This window comes from Streptomyces sp. TLI_053 (assembly GCF_900105395.1).
Lineage (GTDB): Bacteria > Actinomycetota > Actinomycetes > Streptomycetales > Streptomycetaceae > Kitasatospora.
This window is the reverse complement of sequence record NZ_LT629775.1, coordinates 5,473,811-5,498,278: the sequence shown is the minus strand read 5'-3', so window position 1 is coordinate 5,498,278 and position 24,468 is coordinate 5,473,811. Positions and strand designations below refer to the sequence as shown.

The 24,468-nt window shown below is 74.9% G+C and carries 25 protein-coding genes; 7 read left to right on the top strand and 18 right to left on the bottom strand.

The window, feature by feature from the left end; genetic code table 11:
* Positions 1-32 precede the first annotated feature (32 nt).
* From BLU95_RS22440 to BLU95_RS22415, 6 genes are all read right to left on the bottom strand, one after another.
* Positions 33-1,703 (bottom strand): bifunctional uroporphyrinogen-III C-methyltransferase/uroporphyrinogen-III synthase, encoded by a 1,671-nt coding sequence (locus BLU95_RS22440; RefSeq protein WP_231977737.1) that lies wholly within the window; start codon positions 1,701-1,703, stop codon positions 33-35.
* Positions 1,700-2,713, bottom strand: a complete 1,014-nt coding sequence (gene hemC, locus BLU95_RS22435; RefSeq protein WP_093861610.1) for a hydroxymethylbilane synthase — start codon at positions 2,711-2,713, stop codon at positions 1,700-1,702. The genes BLU95_RS22440 and hemC overlap by 4 nt, the downstream gene beginning before the upstream one ends.
* 41 nt (positions 2,714-2,754) lie before the next feature.
* Positions 2,755-4,092: a glutamyl-tRNA reductase gene (locus BLU95_RS22430; RefSeq protein ID WP_093861609.1), complete on the bottom strand. Its 1,338-nt coding sequence runs from the start codon at positions 4,090-4,092 to the stop codon at positions 2,755-2,757.
* Positions 4,093-4,126: 34 nt separating this feature from the next.
* Positions 4,127-5,023: a redox-sensing transcriptional repressor Rex gene (locus BLU95_RS22425; RefSeq protein WP_173862106.1), complete on the bottom strand. Its 897-nt coding sequence runs from the start codon at positions 5,021-5,023 to the stop codon at positions 4,127-4,129.
* Between the two features lie 101 nt (positions 5,024-5,124).
* Positions 5,125-5,847: a 3'-5' exonuclease gene (locus tag BLU95_RS22420; RefSeq protein WP_231977736.1), complete on the bottom strand. Its 723-nt coding sequence runs from the start codon at positions 5,845-5,847 to the stop codon at positions 5,125-5,127.
* Positions 5,848-6,108: 261 nt separating this feature from the next.
* On the bottom strand, positions 6,109-6,393 hold the full coding sequence (locus BLU95_RS22415; RefSeq protein WP_093861607.1) for a glutaredoxin family protein: 285 nt from the start codon (positions 6,391-6,393) through the stop codon (positions 6,109-6,111).
* 118 nt (positions 6,394-6,511) lie between these two features.
* Between BLU95_RS22415 and BLU95_RS22410 the strand changes: the two genes are divergently transcribed.
* A complete protein-coding gene (locus BLU95_RS22410; protein ID WP_093865048.1) occupies positions 6,512-7,558 on the top strand; it encodes an HAD family hydrolase in 1,047 nt (348 codons plus the stop codon).
* 131 nt (positions 7,559-7,689) lie between these two features.
* Here the strand turns inward: BLU95_RS22410 and BLU95_RS42415 are convergent, their stop codons facing one another.
* Positions 7,690-7,917, bottom strand: a complete 228-nt coding sequence (locus BLU95_RS42415; RefSeq protein WP_159424973.1) for a hypothetical protein — start codon at positions 7,915-7,917, stop codon at positions 7,690-7,692.
* A gap of 307 nt (positions 7,918-8,224) precedes the next feature.
* On the opposite strand from BLU95_RS42415, the gene BLU95_RS22405 reads away from it, so the two are divergent.
* Both BLU95_RS22405 and BLU95_RS22400 read left to right on the top strand, forming a co-directional pair.
* Positions 8,225-9,001 carry an ECF subfamily RNA polymerase sigma factor, BldN family gene (locus BLU95_RS22405; RefSeq protein WP_400755474.1) on the top strand — a complete coding sequence of 259 codons (777 nt, stop codon included), beginning with the start codon at positions 8,225-8,227 and terminating at the stop codon, positions 8,999-9,001.
* Positions 9,002-9,281: 280 nt separating this feature from the next.
* Entirely contained in the window at positions 9,282-10,637 is a 1,356-nt protein-coding gene (locus BLU95_RS22400; RefSeq protein ID WP_093861606.1) for a DUF5667 domain-containing protein, read from the top strand.
* 114 nt (positions 10,638-10,751) lie between these two features.
* Here BLU95_RS22400 and BLU95_RS22395 read toward each other — a convergent pair whose 3' ends face one another.
* The 6 genes from BLU95_RS22395 to BLU95_RS22370 form a co-directional block, all read right to left on the bottom strand.
* Positions 10,752-11,765: a lysophospholipid acyltransferase family protein gene (locus BLU95_RS22395; RefSeq protein ID WP_093861605.1), complete on the bottom strand. Its 1,014-nt coding sequence runs from the start codon at positions 11,763-11,765 to the stop codon at positions 10,752-10,754.
* Between the two features lie 6 nt (positions 11,766-11,771).
* Positions 11,772-12,902 (bottom strand): NAD-dependent epimerase/dehydratase family protein, encoded by a 1,131-nt coding sequence (locus tag BLU95_RS22390; RefSeq protein WP_093861604.1) that lies wholly within the window; start codon positions 12,900-12,902, stop codon positions 11,772-11,774.
* A 227-nt stretch (positions 12,903-13,129) separates the two neighbouring features.
* A complete protein-coding gene (locus BLU95_RS22385) occupies positions 13,130-13,228 on the bottom strand; it encodes a 30S ribosomal protein bS22 (protein ID WP_003948845.1) in 99 nt (32 codons plus the stop codon).
* A gap of 190 nt (positions 13,229-13,418) precedes the next feature.
* Positions 13,419-13,628 (bottom strand): helix-turn-helix domain-containing protein, encoded by a 210-nt coding sequence (locus BLU95_RS22380; RefSeq protein ID WP_045937940.1) that lies wholly within the window; start codon positions 13,626-13,628, stop codon positions 13,419-13,421.
* Positions 13,629-13,877: 249 nt separating this feature from the next.
* Positions 13,878-15,074 carry an acetoin utilization protein AcuC gene (locus BLU95_RS22375; protein WP_093865047.1) on the bottom strand — a complete coding sequence of 399 codons (1,197 nt, stop codon included), beginning with the start codon at positions 15,072-15,074 and terminating at the stop codon, positions 13,878-13,880.
* Between the two features lie 69 nt (positions 15,075-15,143).
* Positions 15,144-15,539 (bottom strand): HGxxPAAW family protein, encoded by a 396-nt coding sequence (locus BLU95_RS22370; protein ID WP_093861603.1) that lies wholly within the window; start codon positions 15,537-15,539, stop codon positions 15,144-15,146.
* A gap of 106 nt (positions 15,540-15,645) precedes the next feature.
* Here BLU95_RS22370 and BLU95_RS22365 point away from each other — a divergent pair, with 106 nt between their 5' ends.
* Positions 15,646-16,131 carry a MarR family winged helix-turn-helix transcriptional regulator gene (locus tag BLU95_RS22365; RefSeq protein WP_093861602.1) on the top strand — a complete coding sequence of 162 codons (486 nt, stop codon included), beginning with the start codon at positions 15,646-15,648 and terminating at the stop codon, positions 16,129-16,131.
* 31 nt (positions 16,132-16,162) lie between these two features.
* Here the strand turns inward: BLU95_RS22365 and BLU95_RS22360 are convergent, their stop codons facing one another.
* Positions 16,163-17,362, bottom strand: a complete 1,200-nt coding sequence (locus BLU95_RS22360) for an MFS transporter (RefSeq protein WP_093861601.1) — start codon at positions 17,360-17,362, stop codon at positions 16,163-16,165.
* 407 nt (positions 17,363-17,769) lie between these two features.
* On the opposite strand from BLU95_RS22360, the gene BLU95_RS22355 reads away from it, so the two are divergent.
* A complete protein-coding gene (locus BLU95_RS22355; RefSeq protein ID WP_093861600.1) occupies positions 17,770-18,132 on the top strand; it encodes a peptidoglycan-binding domain-containing protein in 363 nt (120 codons plus the stop codon).
* A 66-nt stretch (positions 18,133-18,198) separates the two neighbouring features.
* Here the strand turns inward: BLU95_RS22355 and BLU95_RS22350 are convergent, their stop codons facing one another.
* Both BLU95_RS22350 and proC read right to left on the bottom strand, forming a co-directional pair.
* On the bottom strand, positions 18,199-18,855 hold the full coding sequence (locus tag BLU95_RS22350) for an HAD family hydrolase (RefSeq protein WP_093861599.1): 657 nt from the start codon (positions 18,853-18,855) through the stop codon (positions 18,199-18,201).
* 22 nt (positions 18,856-18,877) lie between these two features.
* The gene (proC, locus tag BLU95_RS22345) at positions 18,878-19,705 is read right to left on the bottom strand and encodes a pyrroline-5-carboxylate reductase (RefSeq protein ID WP_093861598.1); all 828 of its coding nucleotides are present in this window, start codon (positions 19,703-19,705) and stop codon (positions 18,878-18,880) included.
* A gap of 254 nt (positions 19,706-19,959) precedes the next feature.
* Between proC and BLU95_RS22340 the strand changes: the two genes are divergently transcribed.
* Both BLU95_RS22340 and BLU95_RS22335 read left to right on the top strand, forming a co-directional pair.
* Positions 19,960-20,394 (top strand): hypothetical protein, encoded by a 435-nt coding sequence (locus BLU95_RS22340; RefSeq protein ID WP_093861597.1) that lies wholly within the window; start codon positions 19,960-19,962, stop codon positions 20,392-20,394.
* 109 nt (positions 20,395-20,503) lie between these two features.
* Positions 20,504-21,835: an SCO2583/SCO2584 N-terminal domain-containing protein gene (locus BLU95_RS22335; RefSeq protein WP_093861596.1), complete on the top strand. Its 1,332-nt coding sequence runs from the start codon at positions 20,504-20,506 to the stop codon at positions 21,833-21,835.
* A 19-nt stretch (positions 21,836-21,854) separates the two neighbouring features.
* On the opposite strand, the gene BLU95_RS22330 is transcribed toward BLU95_RS22335, so the two are convergent.
* Together BLU95_RS22330 and ilvD are read right to left on the bottom strand one after the other, a co-directional pair.
* Positions 21,855-22,382 carry a hypothetical protein gene (locus BLU95_RS22330; RefSeq protein ID WP_093861595.1) on the bottom strand — a complete coding sequence of 176 codons (528 nt, stop codon included), beginning with the start codon at positions 22,380-22,382 and terminating at the stop codon, positions 21,855-21,857.
* A gap of 82 nt (positions 22,383-22,464) precedes the next feature.
* Entirely contained in the window at positions 22,465-24,309 is a 1,845-nt protein-coding gene (gene ilvD, locus BLU95_RS22325) for a dihydroxy-acid dehydratase (protein ID WP_093861594.1), read from the bottom strand.
* Positions 24,310-24,468 lie beyond the last annotated feature (159 nt).

The following is a 24,468-nucleotide window of genomic DNA, read 5'->3' as shown; positions in this document are numbered from 1 at the left end:
GGGGCGGCGGATGGTCCGCCCCCGGCCTCGATTCAGCGCGCGGCCTTGCGGCGCGAGCCGGGGCGGCGCTCACTGGGCCGGTAGACCGGCTCGCCGGCGGCGGTCGCGGTGTCCCGGCGCTTGGCCCCGAAGTCTGCCAGGGCCTGGGCCAGCGCCGCGGCCGACGGGGCCGGGGCCATCACGTCGACCCTCAGGCCGTGCTCCTCGGCGGTCTTCGCGGTGGCCGGGCCGATGCAGGCGATGACCGTCACGTTGTGCGGCTTGCCCGCGATGCCGACCAGGTTCCGCACGGTCGAGGACGAGGTGAACAGCACCGCGTCGAAACCGCCGCCCTTGATCGCCTCCCGGGTCTCGGCCGGCGGCGGCGAGGCGCGCACGGTCCGGTACGCCGTCACGTCGTCGACCTCCCAGCCCAGCTCGACCAGGCCGGCCACCAGGGTCTCGGTGGCGATGTCGGCGCGCGGCAGCAGCACCCGGTCGATCGGGTCGAACACCGGGTCGTAGGGCGGCCAGTCCTCCAGCAGCCCGGCCGCGGACTGCTCGCCGGACGGCACCAGGTCGGGCTTCACACCGAAGTCGACCAGCGCCTGCGCGGTGGTCTCGCCGACCGCCGCGACCTTGATCCCGGCGAACGCCCGGGCGTCCAGGCCGTACTCCTCGAACTTCTCGCGCACCGCGCGCACCGCGTTCACCGAGGTGAAGGCGATCCACTCGTACCGGCCGGTGACCAGGCCCTTGATCGCCCGCTCCATCTGCTGCGGGGTGCGCGGCGGCTCGACCGCGATGGTCGGCACCTCCTGCGGCACCGCGCCGTACGAGCGGAGCTGGTCGGACAGGCCGTGCGCCTGCTCCTTGGTGCGCGGTACCAGGACGTTCCAGCCGAACAGCGGCTTGGTCTCGAACCAGGAGTGCGAGGAGCGGTGGGCGACCTGCTCACCGACCACGGCTATCACCGGGGTGGCGGGGTCCACCGGGGCGGACACCGGCGCGGGCAGCACCCGGGCGGCCTTGAGGTCCGCCGCGATGGTGGCCAGGGTCGCGGTGAAGGTCCGCTGGCGGGTGGTGGTGCCGGAGAGCGTCGCGCTGAGCGCCGACTCCGGCTTGCGGCCGTTGGAGACCAGCGCGTTGGCGGTGGCGGGCAGCTGGCCCAGGGTGGTGCGCACGACCAGGGTGGTCTCCGGCGCGCCCAGGTCCACCGGGGAGCCGGCCAGCAGCGCGGCCGCCTCCACGAAGCGGACGTCCGTCCCGGCGGCGCCGCGCAGCGGCACCCCCGCGTAGGCCGGCACGCCGACCGACTGGGCGACGCCCGGGATCACCTCGAAGGCGATCCCGGCCCCGGCGCAGCCGAGCATCTCCTCGGCGGCGCAGCCGTCCAGGCCCGGGTCGCCGTCGACGGTCCGCACCACGTGCTTGCCGGAGCGCACGGCCTCGGCGACCAGGTGCGCCAGGTCGAAGTCCGGCCCCTCGGTGCCGGGGGCGTGCACCTGCACGCCCGCGGGACAGTGGCTGCGCACGGCGGCCGCGGTCAGCGGGTCGGCGACCAGGACGTCGGCCGAGGCCAGGACCTCGACCGCGCGCAGGGTCAGCAGACCCGGGTCGCCGGGACCCGCGCCCAGGAAGGTGCACCGGCCGGCGGCGGGCACCGTACCCCCGAACGGGCTGTCGGCCGGGAACGGGCTGTCGGTGGCGGCGGTGGGGCTCATCGGGCTCGCTCCCCCATCAGGGCGGCCGCGCCCGCGTCGAGCAGCCGGGCGGCCAGCGCGTGGCCGAGGGCCACCGCCTGCCGCTCGGCGGTCTCGTCGAGGACGATCGGACCGTGGGCGGACATCTTCAGCGGGGTGGCGCCGTCGACGGTGCCGACCACGCCCTCCAGCCGCAGTTCGGATCGGTGGCCCCAGCCGGCCAGCGCGGCGACCGGCGCGGAGCAGCCGGCCTCCAGGGCGGCGAGCAGGGCCCGCTCGGCGGCCACCGCGACCCGGGTGGGGGCGTGGTCGAGGGCCGCCAGCTCGGCGGCCAGACCGGTGTTCGCGGTGGTGCACTCGATGGCGAGCGCGCCCTGGCCGGGAGCCGGGAGCATCAGCTCGGGGTCGAGGCGCTCGGTGATCTCCGCGGACCGGCCGAGCCGGTTCAGACCCGCGGTGGCCAGCACCACGGCGTCCAGCTCGCCGGAGGCCACGAAGCCGATCCGGGTGTCCACGTTGCCGCGGATCGCGACGGTCTCCAGCCGGTCGCCGCGCTCGCGGGCCCAGGCGTTCAGCTGCGCCGTCCGGCGGGGCGAACCGGTGCCGATCCGGGCCGGGCGGCCGGCGCCGGCCAGCTTCTCCACCAGCTCGCCGAGCGTCAGGCCGTCGCGCGCCACCAGGGCGTCGCGGCTGTCCTCGCGCTCGGGGACGGCGGCCAGCAGCAGGCCCTCGGGGGCCGCGGTCGGCAGGTCCTTGAGCGAGTGCACGGCGAAGTCGATCCGGCCCTCGAGCAGCGCGTCGCGCAGCGCGGAGACGAACACACCGGTGCCGCCGATCCGGGCCAGCGCCTCGCGGGAGGTGTCGCCGTAGGTGGTGATCTCCACCAGCTCGACGGGGCGCCCGGTGCGGCGGGTCACCTCGCGGGCGACCATGCCCGACTGCGCCATGGCGAGCGCGCTGCGCCGGGTGCCGAGCCGCAGGGGTGCCGCGGTGGTGTCCGGTGCCTGGCCGGTGAGCGGTTGACCATTCATGGGGTGATCGTCCCGGTGGTACTCGTGGGATGGCTGACGGTTCATCCGGCGCCCCCGCCCGCAGGCTGCTGGGTGCCGATCGGAGTGCCCGAGACCGCGTGGACGGCGGCCGGGTCGAGGTCGAACAGTTCACGCAGTGCCTCCGCGTAGGAGGCGCCGCCGGGCTCGGCGGCCAGCTGCTTCACCCGCACGGTGGGGGCGTGCAGCAGCTTGTCGACGACCCGGCGGACGGTCTGGCCGATCTCGGCGCGCGAGCGCTCGTCCAGACCGGGCAGCCGGGAGTCCAGGCGGGCCAGCTCGGTGGCGACCACCCCGGAGGCCATCGCGCGCAGCGCCACCACGGTGGGGGCGATCCGCGCGGCCCGCTGGGCGGCGCCGAAGGCGGTGACCTCCTCGGCGACGATGCCGGTGACGGCGTCGACGTCCCCGGCGCCGGGGGTGGCGGCGTGGGCGTGCGAGAGGCTCTCCAGGTCGACCAGGAGCGCGCCGGACAGCTCGTGCACGGCGTGGTCGACGTCGCGCGGCATGGCGAGGTCGAGGAAGGCGAGCGGGGTGGCGGCGGCACGCGCGGCGACGGCGGCGGCGACGTCGTCCGCCCCGATCACGGTGCCGGCCGCGCCGGTGCAGGAGATCACCAGGTCGACGTCGGCCAGCGCCTCGGGCACCTTGGCCAGGTCCAGGGTGCGGGCGACGTCCCCGCCGAGGATCTCGACCAGCCGCTCGGCGCGCTCCGGCGTCCGGTTGGCGATCAGCACGTCCGTCACGCCCGAGCGGACCAGGGTGGCGGCGGCCAGCGAGCTCATCGAGCCCGCGCCGACGACCAGCGCCCGCTTGCCCGCGATCGCGCCCGAGCCGGCCGCGACCTGCTCCAGGCCGAAGGTCACCAGGGACTGGCCGGCCTTGTCGATGCCGGTCTCGCTGTGCGCCCGCTTGCCGACCCGCAGGGCCTGCTGGAAGAGCTCGTTGAGGCCGCGCGCGGCGGTGTGCTCCTCCTGCGCCCTGGCCAGGGCGTCGCGCAGCTGGCCGAGGATCTGGCCCTCCCCGACCACCATCGAGTCCAGGCCGCAGGCCACCGAGAAGAGGTGGTGGACCGCGCGGTCCTCGTAGTGGACGTAGAGGTGGGAGGTCAGCTCCTCCAGGTCGACCCCGCTGTGGTGGGCGAGCAGCAGCGACAGCTCGGCGACGCCGGCGTGGAACTTGTCCACGTCCGCGTACAGCTCGATCCGGTTGCAGGTGTTGACCAGCGCCGCCTCGGCGACGGTCGCGGACGCGGCCGCGTCGTGCAGCAGCCGGGTCGGCACCTCACCGGTCAGCGCGGCCCGCTCAAGCACGCCGACCGGGGCCGTGCGATGGCTCAGCCCTACGACGAGAAGACTCACGCCCGCCCCCTGGTCCCACGATTCTCGGTCCCGCTCATGCCGGCATCACCGCGGACAGCTCGCCCTCGCCGGGCTTGCCGGGCTTGCCCTGCGCCGTCGGCTCCGCGTCCTTGGCCGGCTCGGCGGCGGTGCGGGGCTTGGTGGTGCCGCCGGCCGCGCGGCGCAGCTTGGCCGCGGCGGCGCGGACCGGGCCGGGCGCGCGGTCGAGCACGGACTCCGTGCGGTCCGGCTCGTCGCCGGCCTTGCGCTGCTCGTGGAAGGCGAGGATCTGCAGCTCGATGGAGAGGTCCACCTTGCGCACGTCGACGCCGTCCGGGACGGTCAGCACGGTCGGGGCGAAGTTCAGGATGCTGGTGACACCGGCCTCGACCAGCCGGTCGCAGACTTGCTGGGCGGCGCCGGGCGGGGTGGTGATGACACCGATCGAGACGTGCTGGCTCTCCACGATGGACTCCAGTTCGTCCATGTGGCGCACCGGCAGGCCGGCCGCGCTGCTGCCGACCACGGTCGGGTCGGCGTCCAGCAGGGCCGCCACCCGGAAACCGCGGGAGGCGAAGCCGCCGTAGTTGGCGAGCGCGTGGCCGAGGTTCCCGATGCCGACGATGACGACCGGCCAGTCCTGGGTCAGGCCCAGCTCGCGGGAGATCTGGTAGACGAGGTACTCGACGTCGTAGCCGACCCCGCGGGTGCCGTACGAGCCCAGGTAGGAGAAGTCCTTGCGCAGCTTGGCGGAGTTCACCCCGGCCGCGGCCGCAAGCTCCTCGGAGGAGACCGTCGGCACCGAGCGCTCGGAGAGCGCGGTGAGCGCGCGCAGGTACAGCGGAAGCCGGGCGACCGTCGCCTCCGGGATGCCCCGGGCGCGCGAAGGTCGACGCGCGGCGCCCTGGTCGGGCGTCTGCGAACTGCTCTGTGGTGATCGGCCGATTGCCACGGTGCTCCTGTGGGTGAAGCTGGGCTTTGGCAGCCAGGCTATGCGTTTGTGAACGTGTGCACAAAGATGGTGTCCGATTTGTCCCCGCACAGTGATGCGCATCACGCCGTGGACCCCATAGCACCGGTGGCTTTCCGGGCCGCCGCCGGGGGCGGTGCAAGGGGTGGCCGAGGGCCGTACAGCTGGCCGTTCGACAGCTCCGGCGGAGCCGGACGGGAGGACCCCCGCAGGACCAGCGGCACCGGTTCCCCGGACGGGCGGGACCGGGCCCGCCCCAGCCTCGGCCACGGCACCGCGGCCGCCTCCCGCAGCGGCAGCGCCCAGTCGTCCGGCGGGCAGGACGGCGTGTCCAGGCAGTGGCGGAGCAGACCGGCGGTGGCCCGGGCGTCACCGAGCGCGGTGTGCGCGGCGAAGCCGCCGAGGCCGGCCGCCGCCACGCAGGCCGCCAGGCCGAAGCCGCCGGCCTCCGGCAGGCGGTCCCGGGCCAGCCGCATCGTGCACAGCGAGGGCACCGGCGGCAGCGGGACCCCGATCCGGGCGAACTCGCGATCGAGGAACGCGTGGTCGCAGGTGACGTGATGGCCGACCAGCACCCGGCCGGCCAGCAGCTCCAGCAGCAGCGGCGCGATCTCGCGGAAGCGCGGGGCGCCCTCGACGTCCTCCTGCGCTATCCGGTGCACATGGGTCGGACCGACCGGGCCGAGCGGGTCCAGCAGGGTGCAGAACTCGCCCTCGGGGCGGAGCCGCTCGTCCAGCAGCACCACCGCGATCTCGACCACCCGGTGCCGCCAGGGGCTGCGGCCGGTCGCCTCCACGTCCACCACGGCGAAGCCCCCGCGCGCGGCCGAAGGCTCGGCGGGCGCGTCTAAGGGCGGACCGGGAAGCATGGCGGCACTCCTCGCGTGCTCAGCCCCCCATGGGCGCAGACGAGTTCGATCGTAAGCCGACCGACGGCCGCCGCCCCAAGCCGGGAACGCGGAATCTTCACAACGATTCGGCGAACCGCCCCCGCCGTTCGGCGGGGGCGCGGGAGGCTCCCGGCGGAGCGGGCGGGAACCTCCCCGCCGGGGCCGCCGGGTCCCGGGTCAGGCGCCGAGCGCGGTGCGCAGGCGCTTCTCGTCCACCCGCCAGAAGTCGTGCTGGCGCCCGTCGACCAGGGTGACCGGGATCTGCTCCCAGTAGAGGTGGTGGAGCTCCGGGTCCTGGGTGATGTCCTTCTCCTCGAAGGCCGCGCCCAGCTCGGCCGTCACCCGGACGATCACCTCCCGGGCGTCGTCGCACAGGTGGCAGCCGGGCTTCGCCACCAGGGTCACGGTCCGGTCGGCCGGCCCCGGGCCCCGGTTCTTGTCACGTCGCAGCAGTGGACTCACCCCGCCATTGTGCGCCGCCCCGGCGGACGGACCGGACCCGGCCGCCCCTTCCGCCGTTCACCCGTCGGGCACGTCGCCGTCACGGCCGCCGCACAGGTGGCTGGCTATGCTCGGTGGCATGGCCGTGCTCCGAAGGCTCACCCAGTCAAGGCGCCCCACCGGCTCGCGGACCGCACTGGCGGGCGAGGCCGCGGCGGAGGCGGCGGAGGCCGCCCTGCGGGCGGCCCCGGCACCGGCCGGACCGGCTCCGGCGGAGCCCGCCGGAGGCACCGGACCGGCGGCCGACGCCCGGCCGGCCGACGCCGGGGCGGAGCCCGCCGGGGACACCGAGCCCGCCCGGCGCGGCAAGGCGCCCAGGCCCCCCGCCGAGAACCACACCCCCGAGCCGGACGACCCGCGCGCCGCCGCCTTCTTCGACTGCGACAACACCATCCTGCGCGGGGCGGCGATCTTCTACCTCGGGGTCGGCCTCTACCGCCGGGGCTTCCTCACCCGCCGCGACATCGCCCGCTTCGCCTGGCAGCAGGCCTGGTTCCGGCTGTACGGCGCCGAGGACCCGGACCACATGGCCGACGCCCAGCACACCGCCCTGGGCCTGGTCGCCGGCAAGCGCACCGCCGAGCTGGAGGCGCTCTGCGAGGAGGTCTTCGAGGACGTCATCGCCGACAAGGTGTGGCCCGGCACCCGCGCACTGGTCCAGATGCACCTGGACGCCGGCCAGCGGGTCTGGCTGGTCACCGCCGCGCCGGTGGAGGTCGCCCGGATCATCGCGGCCCGGCTCGGCATGACGGGGGCGCTCGGCACCGTCGCCGAGGCGCGCGACGGCGCGTACACCGGCAGACTGGTCGGCGAGCTGCTGCACGGGCCGGCCAAGGCCGCCGCGGTGCGGTCGCTGGCCCGGCGGGAACGGCTCGACCTCGACCGCTGCGCCGCGTACAGCGACTCGGCCAACGACATCCCGATGCTGTCGCTGGTGGGCCACCCCTACGTGGTGAACCCGGACGGCGCGCTGCGGCGGCACGCCCGGGCGCAGGGCTGGCGGGTCCGGGACTTCCGGACCGGGCGGAAGGCCGCCCGGGTCGGGCTGCCGGCCGCCGCCGCGCTGGGCGTGGCCGCGGGCGCCGTCGCGGCGTGGGCGGCGCTGCACCGCCGGCACCGCGCCTGAGCGGCTCGGCCGGGCGGAGCGACCGGGGCACCGGACGGCGGACCGCGACGGACCGCGGCGGGTCGGAGCGGACCGCCGGGCGGAGCGGGCCGCGGGGACGGGCGTCCGGGCCCCGCGCGGGGTCGGTCCGGTCAATTCGCGCGCTGACGATGCCGCCCGTACGGGCGAACTCCCGCGCGTCGCGGGCCCGTCCGGCCGCGCCGATCGAACTCGCCAGCCAGTGACCGGATCTGATCGTTCGCCAGCTCGACAAAGTCGGGGGTTATCGGGCCCCAGAACCGGGAAACCGCCCGCCGGACCACCGAATTGGTCACCAGGCGCACTCGTTCTGTCACGTTGAGCCAGGCGATCGCCGACATGTTCGGTCACTGTCGGCCGGATATTCGTCCAATGCGGATCCCAAACGACCACTTCGACCACACGGTGTAGCTGTCATTGCACAAAGCGTTATTCTCTCCTGGATGCACGTCACCCAACCGCCCCAGCGCGACCCGGGGGGCGCGGACGTGCTCTCCGCGCAGGCGGAGGTGATCCGTCCACAGTTCTGCCTCTGGGAGTCCCGTGTACCCACCCGTCCGGAACGACGCGCCTGCACCCTCCCGCCCGTCGTCCGCGCCCCTGCGCTCCCGCACCAGCCTCCGCGGCCGCCCGGTCCCGCCCCGGCAGATCTCCACCGGCCTGGACCTGCTGCGCACCCTGCTCCGCAGCCAGCTCGCCGCCACCCCCCAACTGGTGCCCGCCGGAGCCGTGTTCGGCCCGGTCCAGGACCGCCCCGGCACCCCCCTGCTGCGCACCACCGCGGCCGGCTCGGCCGGGGCCGGCACCCGGGGCCGGACCGGCAGCGCCGGCGGCCGCAGCCGCTCCCGCACCACCACCGGCCCCGGTTACGAGACCGAGCACAACCCGATCATGGAGCTGGTCGAGCGCGCCCAGGCCGGCGAGAGCGAGGCCTTCGGCCGGCTCTACGACCACTACGCGGACACCGTCTACCGCTACATCTACTACCGGGTCGGCAGCCGGGCCACCGCCGAGGACCTCACCAGCGAGACGTTCCTGCGCGCGCTGCGCCGGATCGGCACCTTCACCTGGCAGGGGCGGGACTTCGGCGCCTGGCTGGTGACCATCGCCCGCAACCTGGTCGCCGACCACTTCAAGTCCAGCCGGTTCCGGCTGGAGGTCACCACGGGCGAGATGCTCGACTCCAACGAGTGCGAGCGGAGCCCCGAGGACTCGGTGCTGGAGTCGCTCTCCAACGCGGCGCTGCTGGAGGCGGTCCGCCGGCTGAACCCGCAGCAGCAGGAGTGCGTCACGCTGCGCTTCCTGCAGGGGCTGTCGGTCGCCGAGACCGCCCGGATCATGGGCAAGAACGAGGGTGCCATCAAGACCCTCCAGTACCGCGCCGTGCGCACCCTGGCCCGTCTGCTCCCGCCCGACGCGCGGTGAGCCGCCGACGGTCCGGGGAGGCCCCCGGGGACGCGACGGGAGAGATAGTGCGCGGGCCGTCACCCTCGGGGACGGCCCGACACATCCGGGTGAACGGTCGGTCCGATGATCAGTCGTGCGTAACCGACCGCCCGCGCCGCTCGTTGGCCAGCTTGCAAGCCTCCACCAGGCGCGCGGTCAAGTCGATTTGCGACCTCTCACCCGATGGAGTGGCTTTGGCTTGCCGGGGCAACCGTCCGGCAGGCCGGGGTGTCGACAACGACGAAGGGAGGTGTGGCCCGTGACGGCAAACGTGCTGGAGCACCGGCGGGCGAAGGCCTTCGCCGAGGCGCTGGAGGCCCACCAGGCGGAGCAACGCGCTGCCGACGGCAACGGAACGGCCAACACCGCTATCGGCAACGCCGGTTCGGTCGCGATGGCCGAACTCATCGACACGGTCGGCGCGCTCGGTGCGCTGCCCGCCCCGGAGCTCGACCATGAGGTCCGGACCGTCCAACGCGCCCAGCTGATGGCCGCGTTCGAGCAGGCCTTCGCGGGCGGGCCGGGCGTCACCGTGCCGCGCCAGCGCCGCCACCGGGCCGTCCGCACGGCGCCGCGCGGACGCTGGAGCCGCCGGTTCGCGATCGGCGGGCTCGTGGCCGGCCTCGCCGTCGGCAGCTTCGCCGGGGCCGCGGCCGCCAGCGGCAACGCCCTCCCCGGCGACCCGCTGTACGGCATGAAGCGCGGGCTGGAGGGGCTGCGGCTCAACCTCGCGGACACCGACAGCGAGCGCGGCGAGCTGCTGCTCGACAACGCGGCCACCCGGCTCGGCGAGGCCCGCTCGCTGGTCGGCCGGTCCGGCACCGGCGGCTCGCTCAGCCCGGGCACCGTCGAGCAGGTCCGCAAGGCCCTCGACGACATGCACAACGACGCGCTCAAGGGCCGCGACCTGCTGCGCGCCGTCTACCGCAACAACGGCTCGCTCGACCCGATGCGCGCCCTGGCCGGCTTCGCCCACGACGAGGACGGCACCTGGGCGGAGGTCCAGTCCCGGCTCCCGGACCAGCTCGTGCCGCAGGCCCACCTGGTGGACCAGCTCTTCGACGACATAAGCCAGGACGTCGCGCCCCTGCGTCTGGTCCAGCCGCCCGCCAGGGGCGGGATGCCGGACGACGGCGGGGCGGGCGACGGCACCCGCGGGACGGGTGTGCAGGGCGGACCCTCCGCCGGCACCGCGCCCAACGGCAACCCGGCGGTCGGCGGGGTACCCGCCCAGGGCGGCGGCACCGGCGGGCCGGCCGGCACCTCGGTCGGCGGTCGGCCCGGCAGCACCCCGCAGGTCCCGCCGCAGGGCGGCGCGCCCGCACCGGCGGCGCCCGCGGCGCCCGGCGCACCGGCCGCGCCGGTGCCCAGCGGTGAGAGCAACGTCGTACCGGCCCCGGTCGGCGGCCTGGTCGACAACCTCACCAACGGGCTCACCGGGGCCAAGCCCTCGCCCAGCGCGGACGCCCCGGCTCCGGCCCCGGCGCCGGACCGGTCCCCGGCACAGCCGTCCGAGTCGCCCAGCGCGAGCAACGGCGCCGCCCAGCAGCAGGGCGTCGAGGTGCCCCCGCTGATCCCGGGCCTGCTGCCCGGTCTGCGGATCCTCGGCGGCTGACCCGGCCCGGAACGGCGGTGGGGCCCGGCGGACGTGCTGTCCGCCGGGCCCCACCGCCGTTCCGCCGGCTCCGGCGGGCGCCCGGTCCGGCGAGCCCGGTCCGGAGCGCCCGGCTCAGAAGAAGACCGAGCGCCGCCGCACCAGGAGCTGGTACAGCGTGTGCTGGATGGTCTCCCGGACCTCGTCGGCCAGGTCGAAGACCAGCATCGGGTCGTCCGCCGCCTCCGCCGGGTGCCCGTCGGTCGCGATCGGCTCGCCGAACTCGATGATCCACTTGGTCGGCAGCGGCACCGCCCCGAGCGGGCCCAGCCACGGGAAGGTCGGCGTGATCGGCACGTACGGCAGGCCCAGCAGCCTGGCCAGGGTCCGGAAGTCGCCGATCATCGGGTAGGTCTCCTCGGCGCCGACGATCGAGCACGGCACGATCGGCACCCGGGCCCGCAGCGCCGAGGAGACGAAACCGCCCCGGCCGAAGCGCTGGAGCTTGTACCGCTCGGAGAACGGCTTGCCGACCCCCTTGAAGCCCTCCGGCCAGACCCCGACCAGTTCGCCGCGCTCCAGCAGCGCCTGGGCGTCCTCGTTGCAGGCCAGGGTGTGCCCGGCCTTGCGGGCCAGCTCGTTGATCCCCGGCAGGACGAACACCAGGTCGGCGGCGAGCATCCGCAGGTGCCGGTGGTGCGGGTGGTGGTCGTGTATCACCACCTGGGTCATCAGCGCGTCCAGCGGGATCGTCCCGGAGTGGTTGGCGACGATCAGCGCGCCGCCCTCGGCCGGGATGTTCTCGATCCCGCGCACCTCGATCCGGAAGTACTTCTCCGCCAGCGGCCGCAGCAGCCCGAGCAGTACCTCCTCGGTGAGCTCCCGGTCGAAGCCGAACTCGTCCACCTCGTAGTCACCGGTGATCCGGCGGCGCAGGAAGGCGAGGCCGTCGGCGGCCCGGTCCTCCCAGCCCTTGCCGAACGCACGGGTCGCGGCGGCGCCGAGCCGTCCGGCCAGCGCACCGCCGACGGCGCCGGCCACCCGGTCGGCCAGGCCGGAACCGTCGGCCGGCGACTCGCTCCAGCTGGGGGCGGACTCGATCGGGATGACCTTCGCCTCGCCCGGCGCGTTCTCGGCGGCGGCACTCATGCGGGTTCAGCTCCTCGGTCGGTGCGGTCGGGCGGGGGCGCCCGGGGCGGTGGTGGCCGGGCCGGTGGTGCGGCCGGCCTCCGGGCCGAGCAGCGCGGCCAGTCCGTCGGTGACGGCGGTCAGCCGCCGGGGCGGCAGCAGGCCGGGCGACTGCGCGGCCGCGAAGTCCGCGAAGGCCTCCGGAGTGCTGAACACCGGGCGGTAGCCGAAGGCCTCGCGCAGCCGGGCGGTGTCCACCACCCGGCCGTGGGTCAGCAGCCGCAGGTGCTCGGGCGAGACGTCGACCAGCCGGGTCTGCCGGGCCAGTCCGGCGATCCAGCTGACCGCCGGCAGCAGCAGCGGCAGGGTCGGCCGGCCCAGTCGGCGGGCGCACTGGGAGAGCAGCAGCACCCCCTCCCCGGCGACGTTGACGGTGCCGGTGTTCACGGTGCCCGGCTCGGCCGGGAAGGAGGCCCGGGAGAGCACCTCGACCACGTCGTCCTCGTGCGCGAACTGCAGCCGGGGGTCGTAGCCGAGCACGGTCGGCAGGACCGGCAGCGCGAAGTAGTCGGTCAGCGGGGTGTCGGCGCCGGGGCCGACGATGTTGGCGAACCGCAGCACCGTGACCGCGACGTCCGGACGGCGCCGGGCGAAGCCCCGGACGTAGCCCTCCACCTCGACCGCGTCCTTGGCGAAGCCGCCGCCCGGCAGGGTCTTCGGCTGGGTCCGCTCGCTGAAGACGGCCGGGTCGCGCGGCGCCGAGCCGTAGACGCCGGTGGTCGACTTCACCACCAGCCGGCGCACCCCCGGCGCCTTCTGACAGGCGCCGAGCAGCTGCATGGTGCCGATCACATTGGACTCCTTCACCGCGGAGCGGTTGGTGGAGCCCAGTCCGGTGGCGCTGACCGCGAGGTGCACCACGGTGTCGACGCCGTGCTCGGCGATCACCCGCGCCACGGCGGGGCGGCGCAGGTCCAGCTGGTGGAAGCGGTACGGCGCGGCGGGCCCGTCCGGCTCGGCGAGCGCGCGCAGCGCCGGGCCCGGCGGCTGCACGTCCACGCCGACCACCAGGTCCACCCCCGGCCGGCGGCGCAGCTCGGCGGCGAAGCGGGCGCCCAGGTGCCGGCCGACGCCGGTGACGAGCACGACCGTTCCCACAGCGCTGCACCCCATTCCTCGGCCCGGGAGACCTGCGTGCACCGTACCGCGCCGCCGCGGCGGGCCGGGAAACGACCGGGCCGGTGACACCCGGACCGGGGGAAGGAGCGGAGGAAGGAGCGGGCCGGGCGCGGAGACCGGGCCCGGAAAACGGCACCGCCCGCCCCGGCCGGAGGGCCAGGACGGGCGGTGCCAAGCGCTGGGCGCGCGAGCGCGGCCGGGGGCGCTTACTTCTTGTTGCGACGCTGAACGCGCGTGCGCTTGAGAAGCTTGCGGTGCTTCTTCTTGGCCATACGCTTGCGACGCTTCTTGATGACAGAGCCCACGGAACAACCCTCGCTCACTGAGACTCTCGCCCGTGAGAGACGGAGTCCATACGACTGACGTGAGGGCCCAGCCTACCGTCCACTCGCCCAGGGTCGTAATCGCACCCCGGGAGCAGGCGAACCGCAGGCGAATCCGGAGCGAACGGAGACGGGGCCCACCGGTGGTGGACCCCGCCCGGACCGGCCTTGCCTACGCGCTCTCGAGCCGCACGTAGGACTCCTTGAGGTACTCGTGCACTGCCTGCTGGGGCACCCGGAACGAGCGGCCGACCCGGATGGCGGGCAGCTCGCCGCTGTGCACCAACCGGTAGACCGTCATCTTGGAGACCCGCATGACCGCGGCCACCTCGGCCACGGTCAGGAAGACGACGTCCTGCAAGGGGCGTTCGCCGGAACTCATGACCATCACCCGACCCTTACCCGTGTGCAAGGCACCGGCTTCCCCTCCGGTGACTCCACCGGCACACGTGTATCCCCAGAGTAGTTATGGGTGGTACCAGTGGGAAGAGGGAGAAGCCCAGTCCTCGTACGGTGAGGGATAAGCCGGTTGCAGTACGTAGTCGATCGGCGATCTGTACCGGTCGGCCTGCGCACGGAACGCGACCGGACACCAGGTCCTCACAAACGGACGGCGGCCTTCGGCATCCGGTCAGGGCAGCAGGCCGTGGTGCGGCAGGACGGCCCGGCGGGCGGCCAGGATCGCCTGGTCGAGGCGGTCGGCCGGATCGTATCCCGCGTCGAAGTCGCGCCAGACCGGACGGGCGCCGTCGGTCATCCGCAGCGGCGCGGGGCCCCGGGTCCGCCGGTAGACCTCGGCGCGCCAGGACTCCGGGGTCTCGGTGGCCGGGTCGACCGGCCGGCCCGCGGCGGTGGCCACCAGGTGGGTCCAGGCCCTCGGGACGACGTCGACGACCGCGTAGCCGCCCCCGCCGAGCGCGATCCACCGGCCGTCGGCGTGCTCGTGCGCCAGCCCGTGCAGTTCCTCGGCGATGGCCCGCTGGGCGTCCACCGTGACGGCGAGGTGGGCGAGCGGGTCCTCCAGGTGGGTGTCGGCACCGTGCTGGGTGACCAGGACCTGCGGGCGGAAGGCGGCGAGCAGCTCGGGCACCAGGGCGTGGAAGGCGCGCAGCCAGCCGGCGTCCCCGGTGCCGGCCGGCAGCGGGAGATTGGCGGCGGAGCCCTCGGCACCCGGGCCGCCGGTCTCGGTGCTCCAGCCGGTCTGCGGGAAGAGCGTGGCCGGGTGCTCGTGCAGCGAGACGGTGAGCACCCGGGGGTCGTCCCAGAACGCCTGCTGGACGCCGTCGCCGTGGTGGACGTCCACGTCGACGTAGGCGATCCGCTCGGCGCCGAGTTCGAGCAGCCGGGCGATGGCGAGCGCCGGGTCGTTGTAGACGCAGAAGCCGGAGGCGCGGTCGGGCATCGCGTGGTGCAGCCCGCCGGCGAAGTTGACGGCGTGCGGGGTCTCGCCGCGCCAGACGGCCTCGGCGGCGGCGACCGACTGGCCGGCGATCAGCGCGGAGGCGGAGTGGACGGCGGGGAAGGACCAGTTGTCGTCGGTGCCGAGGCCGTGCCGCGGATCCTGCCGGTCGGGGTGGGCGGCGGCGCGCTTGACCGCCTCGACGTACTCCGCGGTGTGCACCAGGCGGAGGGTGGAGTCGCCCGCGGCCGGCGCGGAGCGGACGGTGACGCCCGGTCCGCCGGCCAGGCCGAGGTCCTCGACCAGGCGCATGGTGAGCGACAGCCGGGTGGGGTCCATGGGGTGGCCCGGGCCGAAGTCGTAGGCGGTGACCGCCTCGTCCCAGAAGAGGTGCAGGCCGCAGGAGGGGTCGCGCTCGGCGTCGGGCATGGCCTCCACCGTAGTGGGTGGCGGCCGTGCGGCCCGGCAACGGGTCCTTGAACGCCCGCGGTACGGGAGTCAGACCCGGGCGCCCGCTCCCGGGGCGGGCGCGGCGGCGGGCGCGGCCGCGCCGACGGCGGCGCGGGTCGCGGCCGGGCCGGTGGCCCGGGCGGACCGGCGGCCGGCCAGCCGGCAGCCGAGGCAGTCGGGGTGGCCGTGTCGGCCGGCCGGGTCGGGGGTGCGCCAGTGCCGGAGCTCCGGCGGCCGCGGCCCGGTGGCCTTGCCCCGGCCGGCCAGGTGGAGCGCCCAGGCGGCGAGGGCCCCCAGCAGGATCAGCGCCGCGCCCGCCCAGAGTCCCAGCCCGGAGCCCGCGACGAAGGCGGCGCCCGCGACGGCGAAGCCCAGGGTGACGACGGCGGTGCCGGTCCAGCCGGCGACGGTGTGGCCCATGTCGTGATCGGCGTGTGCGCCCATGTGTCCTCGTTTGGTGTGATGGACGGGTCCGCCCGGGCTCCCGCCCGCGAACGGACTGATGTCTTATCTCACGAGGTAAGTAACTTAGATGCTAAGGAGATTTCCCGTGGAGGGCAAGCCGCGCCCCGAGGCGTCGCCCGAGCAGGCGCTCTACGCGATGGACCGGATGATCGCGCTCGCGCAGTTCGGCCAGCAGGACATCGCGGCGCGGCTCGGCCTGAACGTCACCGACCTGACCTGCATCGGCTTCCTGATCGAGGCGGCGACGGCCGGCGAGGCCCTCGCCGCGGGCGACCTCGCCGAGCGCGCGCAGCTGACCACCGGTGCGGTCACCGGCGTGATCAACCGGCTGGAGAAGGCCGGGTACGCCCGGCGCGAGGCCGATCCGGGCGACCGGCGCCGGGTGCGGGTGGTGCTGGAGGCGGCCGCGCAGGACCGGATCATGGAGGTCTACGGACCGTTCTACGGACGGATCAACGGCCTCTTCGCCGACTACACCCCGGCCGAGATCGCCGTGCTCACCGACTGGTTCAGCCGCGCGAAGGCGATCCTGGACGAGTCACTGACGGAGATCAGGGAGGCGACGCCCTGAGTCCGGCCCCCGCTCCCCCCGGCGGCGCGCCCTACGGCGTGCCCCGGACGGCGTCCCGAACGGCCGGACCGGCGGCCGGACCGGCGGACGGACCGGCGGGCGCCGGGGACGACGCCGCCGGGGCGAAGCGGTCCGCCAGCGGCAGCACCGCCAGCACCAGCAGCATCGGCGCCAGCAGTGCCCAGCGGTACGAACTCGCGTCCGCGAGTGCCCCCACCAGCGGCGAACCCACCAGGAACCCGACGTAGTTGAACAGATTGAGCCGGGCCACCGCGGCATCCGACTCGGCCGGGAACAGCCGCCCGCCGGCCGCGAACACCTGCGGGATGATCGCGCAGATCCCCAGCCCCAGCACGGTGAACCCGGCGATCCCGGCCCAGGCGGCGGGCGCGGCGGCGGCCAGCGCGAAGCCGAGCGCGGACAGCGCGGCTCCGGACCGCACCACCGGGACGGCACCCCAGCGCTGCACCGCGCGGTCGCCGAGCGCCCGGCCCAGCAGCATCGCGACCATGTAGCCGAGGTACGAGAGCTTGGCGACGTCCTCGGGGCTGCCCAGACCGTCGGTCAGGTACTTGACGCTGTAGTTGGAGACCGAGGCGTCGGCGATGTAGGCGAAGGCCATCACCAGGCAGAGCGGCAGCAGCGGCCGCCAGGGGATCGACCGGGCCGCGGCCGCGGCGGCCTCCCGCACCGCGTCGCCGAGTTCGGCCGGTCCGGCGAACCGGCGCCCGGCCAGCAGCGCGAGCGGGGCGACCACCCCGGCCGCCGCCCCGAACAGCACCGGCAGGCCGAGCCCGAAGTGCGCGCCGAGACCCGCGACGGCCGCGCCGACGATGCCGCCGAGGCTGAACGCGGCATGGAAGCCCAGCATCACCGAGCGCCCGTAGCGGTGCTGGAGCCCGACCCCGAGCATGTTCATACTCGCGTCCAACGCGCCGACCAGCAGACCGAACGCACCCAGGGCCAGGGCCAGTTGCCAGAGCTCCTCGCCCAGACCGGCGGCGGCCAGGGTGGCGCAGACCGCCGGCTGGACCACCCGCAGCACGGCCCGCGCGCTGGTCCGGCGCACCAGCCGCTCGGAGGCGATCGACCCCACCCCGGCCAGTACCGGCACCGCGGCCAGGAACAGCGGCAGCAGCGAGTCGCTCAGCCCGTAGCGGTCCTGGATCTCCGGGATGCAGGTGACCAGCAGGGCGAAGGTGACGCCCTGGAGGAGGAAGCTCGCGGCCAGTGCGGCCCGGCCGGCCCGGAGCCGCGGCGTGACCGGGACGCTCCCGCCCCCGCGCTCCCGTCCCCCGCGTCGCTCCCGGAACGGTAGGCACTCTCGGTAGGCACATCCACCTCACTACTGGCCGGTACGGCGGTCGGTGGCGAGAGCGTAGGCGCTGACGGGCGTTCGCGGGAGGGGGTGTGCGCGCGGGACGGCCGATCGGCGGCCCCGGACCCACCTGCGGCGTCGCCGCCGGCGCCGTCCCACAGCCGTCCCACAGCCGTCCCGGGACGGGGTGGGGACGGCTCGGGACGTTCCGGACCTTGGTCGTCGGCCCCCGGACGAGCAGAGTCGTCGCCAGTCCGGCACCGCGCCGGACGCACCGACCGTGTGCCGGCCCCGGCACGCGTTCACAGGGAGGGAACCCCATGCGCAGGATCATCACCGGCCTGGCCGTCGCCGGCCTCGTGTTCGCCGGCGGCGTCTCCACCGCCACCACCGCCTCCGCCGCGAGCAGCGGCCAGCCCTGCTCCGAGTGGAGCACCGCCGAGCCGCTGCTGAAGGCCGGTGCCACCGGTGACGCGGTGCGCGAGCTGCAGTGCGAGCTCAACCGCTCCATCCACCCGGACCGCGGCTACAAGCTGATCGCCGACGGCGTGTTCGGCCAGGCCACCCGCAACGCCGTCCTGTACTTCCAGAACTGTGTGCACATCCAGCAGGACGGCGAGGTCGGTCCGCAGACCTGGTCGAAGCTGGACTACTGGAACGTCCAGCCGAACTACGCCTGCTGATCGCTCACCATGAGAACGGGGTGGGGCACCGGCGCCGGTGCCCCACCCCCGGGCGGTCCCGGAGCGCTACCGGTCGAGCAGCGCGGCGGCCTCGGCGAGGTCCCCGATCAGACCGGTGGCGCCCGCCGCCGTCAGCCTCGCCGGGTCGGTGAGGGCGGTGTAGCCGTACACGTCCATCCCGGCGGCCCGGGCGGCCAGCACACCGTTGACGCTGTCCTCCAGCACCAGGCAGCGGGCCGGGTCGACGCCGAGGGTGCGGGCGGCGTGCAGGAAGAGGTCGGGCGCCGGCTTGCCGACACCGACGTCCTGCGCGCTGAAGATCCGCTCCTCGGGGAACCACCCGCGCAGACCGGTGACGTCCAGGGCGGTGCGGATCCACTCGTGGTGCGCCGAGGAGGCCAGGCAGAACGGCACGGAGCTCCGCCCGAGCTCCTTCAGCAGCGCCTCCGCGCCCCGCACAGCGGTGAGTTCGGCCCCGAACGCGGCGAACACCCGGGCGTGGAACCGCTCGTCGAAGCCCTCCGGGAGCCTCGCGCCGTCGTGGCGCTCGGCGATCACGTCGTGGATCCGGTGGGCCGCGGTGCCCATGAAGTCCCGGTAGGAGTCCTCGATCGTGGTCGGGTAGCCGAGTTCGGTGAGGTACTCGGCGAGCAGCCGGTTGGAGAGCGGCTCGCTGTCCACCAGCACACCGTCGTTGTCGAAGATCACCAGGTCGTAGGCCATGCGGCCGAGCCTACTGGGCGGCCTACCTGCCGCCGGAGGCCAGCTCCCGGGAGCGGTCCCGGGCCGCCTCCAGGGCGCTCAGCAGGGCCGCCCGCACCCCGTGGTTCTCCAGCTCGCGAATGGCCGAGATGGTGGTGCCGGCCGGCGAGGTGACCGCCTCGCGCAGCTTCACCGGGTGCTCCCCGGAGTCCCGCAGCATCACCGAGGCGCCGATCGCCGACTGCACGATCAGGTCGTGCGCGACCTGCCGGGGCAGCCCGAGCAGGATGCCCGCGTCGGTCATCGCCTCGACCAGGAAGTAGAAGTACGCCGGGCCGGAGCCGGAGAGGGCGGTCGCCGCGTCCTGCTGGGACTCCGGCAGCCGCAGCGCCTTGCCGACCGAGCGGAAGATCTCCTCCGCCCGCTCCAGGTGCGCCTCGGCGGCGTGCGACCCGCCGGAGATGACGCTCATGCCCTCGTCCACCAGGACGGGCGTGTTCGGCATCACCCGGACCACCGGGGTGCCGGGCGCCAGCCTGGCCTCGAACCAGGCGGTGGGGATGCCGGCCGCGGCCGAGATCACCAGCCGGTCGGGGGCGATGTGCGGCGCCAGCTCGTCCAGCAGGGTGCCCATGTCCTGCGGCTTCACCGCGAGGATCAGGGTGTCCGCGAGCTTGGCGGCCTCGGCGTTGCCCACCGCGCCGACCCCGTACCTGGCGGCCAGCTCGGCGGCCCGCTCGGGCCGGCGGGCCGTCACCAGGACGTCCGCCGGGTCCTTGCCGGCCCGCAGCAGACCGGAGAGCAGGGCCTCCCCGATCTTGCCCGTGCCGAGGAAGGCGATCTTCTGTCCGTGTGCCGCGCTGCTGGTCATGGCCGCTCCTTGCCTACGGTCCCGGGTCCCACTGCCCCGGCCATCCTCGCACCGCGCCCGGCCCCCGGGCGGCACCGTCCACTCTGCGGGCACCCCGCGCGGTGGCACCCCCGGAGGGTGTCCGCCGGGTCCCGCCGGGGCCGCCGGGGCCGTGACGCGAGCACCGCGGACACCCCCTAGGGCGAATCTCGGGGTTCTCCCCTATGGCCCGGCGGTGGGCGCGGGCGCACCGTGGAGGCATGGCACACGGAGAGATGTCCCGACGTGAGAACCGGCAGGTCGCCGTCGCCGCGGCGACCTTGGGCCCGTGGCGGACGGCCGCGGGGGTCGGTGCACTGGTGGGGGCGACGGACCTGGTGATCGATCTGATCGACGGGGACTGGTCGTCGAGCATGCTGGCCGGTCCGGCCGGCGTCGCCCTGTTCTTCTTCTTCCTGGTCGGCACGGTGGGCGGCCGGCTGCGCCGCGACACCACCGACCGGCGGCTGGCCGCGTGGGCGAACGAGCACCCCTGGCAGGCCGCGCTCCCGGCGGCGGGCGGACTGCTCCTCCTGAACACCCTGGTCCAGCTGTTCCTCGGCGACGCGGGCGTGTTCGAGGCGTTCTTCACCTCGCTGTTCCCGGCGGTCATGGTCCTGGGCGTGGCGGGGGTGGTCGGCTCGGTGAAGCGCGCCCGCGACAAGAACTGACGTTCCGGGAGGAAACGGGTGGTCGGCCGCCCGGCCCGCGCCGGGGGTGTTCACCCGGTGGTGCGGCCCCGATCGAACGTCCGTCGCACCCCGTCGGCATACTGGCGCGATGCCGATCGCCGAAGACCCAGAACCGCGCCCGTCCGGGCAACCGAAGGACGGGACGGACGGGAAGGACCCGTTCGCCGACCTCGTGCTCGACGAGGAGTTCGTCCGCGGCGCGACCGTCAAGGAACAGGCGGGCCGCACCCGGATGCTCGCGGCCCGCTGGCAGCACACGCCGCCGGTCGACCCCGGCGGCCGCCGGTCGGTGAACGACGGGCCCCGGCCGAAGCGGCGCTTCGCCCGCCGGCCGCGGCCGGTCGACCCGTGGGGCAACCCCCGGCCGCGCCGGGCCCGGGAGTGGCGGACGCCGCTGTTCGTGGTGCTCACCGTCGCCCTGGTGCTCGCCGCGCTGAACGTCGACGGTCTGCGGTCCTGGTACTCGACGCGGTTCGGCGACGGCTCCGGGTCCGCCGCCGCGCCCGTGCGGAGCGTCGCGCCCGAGTCCGGCCGGCCGACCACCGCGCCGCCCCCGGTCGACCCGGCGCAGCCGACCGTCGACCGCCCCTGGGCGGGCTCCCCCGCCGAGAACTGGCCCACCGGCATCGAGGTCTTCGGGCCCGATCCGAGCACCGTCACCAGGATCGGGGTGTTCGGCGCCGACCAGGTCGCCGCCCAGGTCGAGCTGGTCAAGCGGTACCTGGCGGCCGCCAACCTGGACCCCCGGACGGTGGCCGGCGGCCGGCCGGAGGCGGCCCTCGCCCTGCTCGGCCCCGAGGACCGGGCGGAGGCCGAGAAGGCGCTGGCCACGCCCTCCTACGACGACGACCCGCTGACGTGGTTCAGCCGCTTCGACGCGCGCGACGCGATCCCGGTCGGCGAGGTCTACCGCGTCCAGGGCTCGATCAGTGTCGAGGGCGACGGCAAGCGCGGCGTGCTGGTGCACACCGACTTCACCTACGTCTACCCGCTCCGGCCCGGCCCGGACGCCGCCGGGCGCGCCGCCGCGCCCAAGCCCTCGCTGTCCCCGCGCCCGCCGCGCGACCCCGCTCCCGGCGGGAACGCCACCGCGAAGCCGGTCGGCCTGGTCACCCCGGTGGCGGACGTGCCCGGGGACACCTGGACGACCCGGACCGTCGTGCGCCGGGCGGACACCTTCCGCTTCTACGACCCGGCGAAGTTCACGGTCGAGCGGGACCGGCTCTACTTCCAGCGGCACCTGTCCGAGTCCGGGAACAGCGAGTGCGGGGTGTACGACGGCTGGTACCACCCGCAGTTCGACCAGTTCGCGGCCGCCGAGGCCCCGAACCCCGACCGGTCCGGTCCGACCTCCGACCCGTACGACCGCCGGGGCGAGCTCAGCACGGACGGCCTCTGCGGGACCGTCAGCCGCAGCTGACCGGCGCCGGGCCGGTGGCTCAGCGCTTGCGCCGGCCCCGGCCCGGGCCCGTGCTGCCGGGCCGGCCGCTGCGGCCGGCCTGCCGCCGCTCGTGCTGGGCGAGCGCCTGCTCGTAGGCGGCCCGGTGGAGGGCCTCGCCGGGGGCCTCGCGCAGGGCGCGGAGGAAGTAGGCGAGCAGGGAGCCGACCCCGCCGATCACCCAGACCACGCCGAGCGACCTGTCCTCGGCCATCCAGCCGGTCAGCGCGTCCCGGCCCTCGGTGAGCAGCTTCCAGGTGCGCAGCGCGGCGAGCAGCGAGCAGACCGCGACGGCGGCGACCAGCAGTCCGTTGAGGAAGCCGCCGTTGTCGGCGACCTGGATGCCCTCGACGGCGAGGCGCAGCACGAAGGCGCCGGCCGCGGCGGCGAGCAGCGCCCCGACCGGGACGAGGACGCGGCGCAGCCGGTAGTCGCCGCCGCGCCCGACCCAGCTGGTGCCGAACCAGCGGATCGGCTCCGGCTCGGGGGCGCCGGCGGGCTGGGTGCTGGGGGTGCGTTCCTGGGTCACGGATCCGATTATCCCCGGTGGCCGGGAAAGCCGGAGGCGCCGTCCCGGTGGCCGGGACGGCGCCTCGTGGTCGCGGTGGGGGTCAGCCGAGCTTGCTGACGTCCCGGACGGCGCCCTTGTCGGCGGAGGTGGCCATCGCGGCGTAGGCGCGCAGGGCCTGGCTGACCTGGCGGTCGCGGTTCTTCGGCCGGTAGCCGTGGCCGGCCTCCAGGGCGCGGCGGCGCTCGTCCAGGACCTCGGCCGGGACCTCCAGCGCGATCCGCCGGCCCGGGATGTCGATGGCGATGGTGTCGCCGTCCTCGACCAGGGCGATGGTGCCGCCGGACGCGGCCTCCGGGGAGGCGTGGCCGATCGACAGGCCCGAGGTGCCGCCGGAGAAGCGGCCGTCGGTGACCAGCGCGCAGGCCTTGCCCAGGCCCCGGCCCTTGAGGAAGGAGGTCGGGTAGAGCATCTCCTGCATGCCGGGGCCGCCCTTCGGACCCTCGTAGCGGATGACGACGACGTCGCCCTCCTTGATCCGCTTGGCGAGGATCGCCTCGACCGCGTCCTCCTGGGACTCGACCACGACGGCCGGGCCGCTGAACGTCCAGATCGACTCGTCGACACCGGCGGTCTTCACGATGCAGCCGTCCTCGGCGAGGTTGCCGTACAGCACGGCGAGTCCGCCCTCGACGGAGTAGGCGTGCTCGACCGAGCGGATGCAGCCCCCCGCGCCGTCGGTGTCCAGCGACTCCCAGCGCTCGGACTGCGAGAAGGCCTCGGCGGAGCGGACGCAGCCGGGGGCGGCGTGCCACAGCTCGACGGCCTCGGCGGACGGCGAGCCGCCGCGCACGTCCCAGGTCTTGAGCCACTCGGTGAGCGAGTCGGAGTGCACGGTGTGCACGTCCTCGTTCAGCAGCCCGCCCCGGTGCAGTTCGCCGAGGATGGCGGGGATCCCGCCGGCCCGGTGCACGTCCTCCATGTAGTAGGCGCCGTTGGGCGCGACCTTGGACAGGCACGGCACCTTGCGGGAGATCGCGTCGATGGCCCGCAGGTCGAAGTCCAGCTCGGCCTCCTGGGCGGCGGCGAGCAGGTGGAGGATGGTGTTGGTCGAGCCGCCCATGGCGATGTCGAGGGCCATCGCGTTCTCGAAGGCGGCGCGGGAGGCGATCGAGCGCGGCAGGACGGAGTCGTCGTCCTGGCCGTAGTGCCGGTTCGTGATCTCGACCACGGTCCGGCCGGCGGCCTCGTACAGCGCCCGGCGGGCGGTGTGGGTGGCGAGCAGCGAGCCGTTGCCGGGCAGCGAGAGGCCGATCGCCTCGGTGAGGCAGTTCATCGAGTTGGCGGTGAACATGCCCGAGCAGGAGCCGCAGGTCGGACAGGCGTTCTCCTCGATGATCGCGATGTCCTCGTCGGAGACGTTCTCGTTCACCGCCTGGGAGATCGCGTCGACCAGGTCGAGCTTGCGCACCGTGCCGTCGACCAGGGTGGCCTTGCCGGCCTCCATCGGGCCGCCGGAGACGAACACCGTGGGGATGTTCAGCCGCAGGGCGGCCATCAGCATGCCGGGGGTGATCTTGTCGCAGTTGGAGATGCAGATCAGTGCGTCCGCGCAGTGCGCGTTGACCATGTACTCGACCGAGTCCGCGATCAGGTCGCGCGAGGGCAGCGAGTAGAGCATGCCGCTGTGGCCCATCGCGATGCCGTCGTCCACCGCGATGGTGTTGAACTCGCGGGGGATGCCGCCGGCCTGCTTGATCGCCTCGGACACGATCCGGCCGACCGGCTGGAGGTGGGTGTGACCGGGGACGAACTCGGTGAAGGAGTTGGCGACCGCGACGATCGGCTTGCCGAAGTCCTCGCGGGCTACGCCGGCCGCCCGGAGAAGCGCCCGGGCGCCTGCCATGTTGCGACCGTGGGTGACCGTACGGGACCTCAGCTCGGGCACTGTGCTCGACTCCTTCGGAGACTGGCTGGCGGCCCCGCTCGATCAGGAGGGTGCGGGACCACTGTGTCTGTCGAGCCTACGCCCGCCGTCCGGGCGGCGGACCCGGCGTCCGCGATGCGGTCAGCCGGGTGGCCGCACCCCGGGGCCGGGCCGCCCCCG